Here is a 4,434-nt window from a genome sequence, read left to right on the forward strand (position 1 = left end):
CCCTATCCCCCTTCTAGCTACCCATCTGGTTTATTTTCTAATTTTACTCCTCGGAGACTGACAGAAGAGGGATAGAGATTATCTGATGAAAGTTGAAGGCTTTCTGTGGTGGCTAAACTCAACCTTTAGACCGTCGAGAGGTTGTCTGTAAGGGTTTAGGTTGTCTGTGGTGGGTGATTGAGAACATTAGGGGGTTTGAACTCAATCTTTTGGTAAGATTAGCTGTGATCCACACTCGCTTATCAACAATTGCAATGGCACCAACCCTACTTTTTAATGCGCTGAGACAAGCAACCGATGAAGAAATGGCTCGTGACCCCTCCGTGTTTGTGTTGGGAGAAGATGTGGGTCACTATGGTGGTTCCTACAAAGTCACGAAAGACCTTTATCAAAAATATGGAGATTTACGGGTTTTAGACACTCCCATTGCAGAAAATAGTTTTACCGGAATGGCCGTTGGCGCTGCAATGACGGGGTTACGACCGATTATTGAAGGGATGAACATGGGATTTTTGTTACTCGCCTTCAACCAAATTGCTAATAACGGGGGAATGCTGCGCTATACCTCTGGAGGCAATTTTAAAATGCCTTTGGTCATTCGTGGCCCTGGGGGTGTAGGCCGTCAATTGGGTGCGGAACATTCTCAACGGTTAGAATCTTATTTTCAATCGGTTCCGGGGTTAAAAATGGTCGCTTGTTCGACTCCTTATAACGCAAAAGGGTTACTGAAAGCGGCGATTAGAGATGATAATCCGGTTTTATTTTTTGAGCACGTTTTATTATATAACCTCAAAGAAGATATCCCCGACGAAGAATATATTGTTCCGATTGATAAAGCGGAAGTGGTTAGACGCGGAAAAGATGTGACGATTTTGACCTATTCTCGGATGCGTCATCATGTGATGCAAGCGGTTCCGACTTTGGTGAAACAGGGTTATGATCCTGAAGTGATTGATTTAATTTCTCTCAAACCCTTAGATTTTGACACGATTGGTGAATCCATCCGCAAAACCCATCGCGTGATTATCGTTGAAGAATGTATGAAAACCGGGGGACTGGGAGCAGAAATTACCGCTTCAATTAATGATCGTCTTTTTGATGAACTGGATGCACCTGTATTACGATTAGCATCTCAAGATATTCCCACACCTTACAATGGAGCTTTAGAACGACTCACGATTGTTCAACCGGAGCAAATTGTTGAGGGGGTTCAGAAGATTTTGAGTAAGAAATTTTAATCAGCTTTTTCAGTTATCAGTCATCAGTTATCAGTGAAAGAGTTAATAGTTAATAGTTGTCAACTGTTAACTCAAGGTTAAAAAATGATGACTGATAGACGGGTAGAAAAACCCCTGATATCCGGGTAGGGAAACCCTGCCCCTACGACTGAATATATGGGCGGGAAAACCCCGCCCCTACTGATAAATAATCCCTATGCGAAAACAACGTTCTGTTTTAATTCTGATTTTGGTGGTGATTATCGCCTCCATTGTTGTCCTTGTTAATGTTCCTTTACGATTAGGTTTAGACTTACGGGGAGGTTCTCAACTTACCATTCAATTGAAGCCTTCAGAAGCGGTTCCAATCATTGATGAACGGGTTCTAACGTCCGTTCAAAGTGTGATTGAAAACCGGGTGAATGAATTGGGGGTATCGGAAGCCTTAGTGCAAACGGTCGGACAAAATCAAATTGTTGTGCAGTTACCGGGAGTAAATAACCCGGAAGAAGCAGAGCGAGTCTTAGGAGGAACAGCACAGTTAGACTTCCGAGAACAAAAATCGGGAACGGAACAACAACTTCCGGTGGAATTACAAGTTCAACAAGGAATTAAACAACAAATTAAAGAAGCTAAAAAAAAGGGAGATTCCCCAGCTTTAGCTAAAGCGATTGAATCTTTGAATAAGAGTAATGAAGCGATCGCCCAACTCTATAATAGCCCTGTTTTAAGAGGACAAGATTTAAAAGATGCCTATCCTGAACCTGTAAAGGGAGGAGGGAACTGGAATATTGGTTTAGTCTTTAGTTCTGAAGGGGGCGAAAAGTTCGCAGAACTCACTAAAAAGTTAGCGGGAACTGGGCGAACAATTGGGATTTTTCTCGATAATGATTTATTAAGCTCTCCGTCGGTTCCTGTGGATTTTGCCGATACCGGAATTACAGGAGGTCGAGCCGTTATTACAGGACGATTTACCGCCGAAGAAGCTAATGCTTTAGCGGTACAATTGCGAGGTGGGGCTTTACCTGTTCCCGTAGAAATTGTGGAAAATCGCACCGTTGGGGCTACCTTGGGGCGGGATAGTATTAACAAGAGTGTTTATGCTGGGGTAACGGGTTTAATTTTAGTCCTGATTTTCATGATTGTTTATTATCGATTACCCGGATTAATAGCGGATTTTTCGTTATTAATTTATGCCCTATTAAGTTTAGCCCTATTTGATTTATTGGGTGTGACTTTAACGTTACCGGGAATTGCAGGTTTTATTCTCAGTATTGGGATGGCGGTGGATGCTAACGTTCTAATTTTTGAACGAACTCGTGAAGAATTGAAAGCTGGAAAAAGTCTGTACCGTTCTGTAGAATCTGGTTTTTATCGTGCCTTTAGTAGCATTTTAGATGGTAATGTAACTACGGTTATTGCTTGTGTTGCCTTATTTTGGTTAGGCACAGGATTAGTAAAAGGATTTGCCTTAACATTAGGATTAGGGGTAGCAGTAAGTATGTTTACGGCGATTACTTGTAGTCGTAGTTTTCTCTTCCTCGTTCTTGATTTTCCAGAGTTAAGAAAACCTGAATTATTTTGTCCGAATGTCAAAAAAAGCTTTGCCAATAATCAGTAATTAGTCATCAGTCAATCGGGAATGAGGAATCAGCAATAAGCAACTGTCAATCGTTATTTCTAATTAACTGATTAACTTTTAACTCTTACCCTGATAACTGATAACTGATAACTGGTACAGACGTGCCATGGCACGTCTCTACTGATAACCATTAACCTTCAACAAATTTATGGCTTTTAGTGTTATTAAACAACGCAACCTATGGTGGGGGATTTCCAGCGCAATTATTCTGGCTGGAATCATTGCCATGGCTATTTCTTGGACTCGCCCAGATATTGGTGCACCCTTACGTCCGGCATTAGATTTTGTGGGAGGAACTCGCCTTCAGTTGGAACTAGATTGTTCTGTTCCCAATAATTGTAACGGCCCCATTGATCTGACTGAGGTTCGGGACGTTTTAGCAACTCAAGGTTTAGCAAATAGTTCCATTCAACTGTTAGATAAAGATTCAGCTAAAAAAGATAAGCAAATTGTTTCCATTCGCACGAAAAGCTTGAATGTTGAAGAACGAACCAATTTGCAAAACGCCTTAAGTCAAAAAATCGGTGCTTTTGACCCAAAAGGAACTCAAATTGACACAGTAGGCCCCACCGTAGGCCGTCAAATTTTTCTATCGGGATTAACGGCTTTATTATTAGCATTTGCCGGAATTACGGTGTATTTAACCTTTCGGTTTAAGTTTGATTATGCCTTTTTTGCCTTTGTTGCTTTATTCCACGATGTTTTGATTACTATCGGAATTTTTGCAATTTTAGGATTACTTTTTGGCGTAGAAGTTGATAGTTTATTCCTGGTAGCTTTATTAACAATTGTGGGATTTTCTGTTAATGATACGGTGGTGATTTATGACCGAGTTCGGGAAGTGTTAGCCCGAAATCCTGAACTTCATATTAATCAAGTCGTGGATGATGCTGTCGAACAAACCTTAGCTCGATCAATTAATACCACATTAACAACTTTGTTACCCTTAACTTGCATTTTCCTGTTTGGAGGTGAAACTCTCAAATATTTTGCTTTAGCATTATTAGTGGGTTTTATTGCAGGGGCTTATTCCAGTATTTTTATTGCTAGCACAATGTTAGCCTGGTGGCGCGAACGCCAACCCGCTTCTGTGTCTTTGGCAACAGAAAAAGAGTAAATCAGTTATCAGTTATCAGTTATTAGTGAAAGAGTTAATGGTTAATCGTTGTCAAGTGTTAACTAAAACTTAAAAAATGATGACTGATTACTGATGACTGATAACTGTTTTTAAGACAAATGAACAGGGGTTAAATTCCAGTCGGGACGGAGGTTTTTAGCCCCTCTTAAATAAGGGTGATAAACTTGGGTTTGATGAGCAGGTAAGTTAACATGAACTAAGAAGCGAATACATTTTTCTAAACTGCCTTTGACATACATTTGTTGAACATCTAATAGAGGAACATTGTGCCAAAGGGGACGCTCACGGGCGATCGCGGCGGGAAAAATAGCATCTAAATCTTTCGTGACTGAAAACGTTAAACTAATAATTTCATCAGGATCAAGTTGATTACGGGTTTCTAATTCATTTAATAATTCTATAACCGCTTCTCGAATGGCTGCAACCGAATTTTCTGA

4 protein-coding genes are annotated in these 4,434 nt (G+C 40.5%); 3 read left to right on the forward strand and 1 reads right to left on the reverse strand.

All coding sequences use genetic code 11. The annotated features are described in order from the left end of the window. Positions 1–254: 254 nt before the first annotated feature. From PL9214_RS12445 to secF, 3 genes are all read left to right on the forward strand, one after another. On the forward strand, positions 255–1,238 hold the full coding sequence (locus tag PL9214_RS12445; RefSeq protein WP_072719140.1) for an alpha-ketoacid dehydrogenase subunit beta: 984 nt from the start codon (positions 255–257) through the stop codon (positions 1,236–1,238). Between the two features lie 196 nt (positions 1,239–1,434). Next, positions 1,435–2,838, forward strand: a complete 1,404-nt coding sequence (secD, locus tag PL9214_RS12450; protein WP_072719141.1) for a protein translocase subunit SecD — start codon at positions 1,435–1,437, stop codon at positions 2,836–2,838. Between the two features lie 169 nt (positions 2,839–3,007). After that, positions 3,008–3,976, forward strand: coding sequence for a protein translocase subunit SecF (gene secF, locus PL9214_RS12455; protein WP_072719142.1), 969 nt, complete (start codon positions 3,008–3,010; stop codon positions 3,974–3,976). 110 nt (positions 3,977–4,086) lie between these two features. Here the strand turns inward: secF and aroH are convergent. Beyond that, the coding region (aroH, locus tag PL9214_RS12460; protein WP_072719143.1) for a chorismate mutase at positions 4,087–4,434 on the reverse strand (348 nt) is incomplete at its 5' end.

It is taken from the genome of Planktothrix tepida PCC 9214 (assembly GCF_900009145.1).
Lineage (GTDB): Bacteria > Cyanobacteriota > Cyanobacteriia > Cyanobacteriales > Microcoleaceae > Planktothrix > Planktothrix tepida.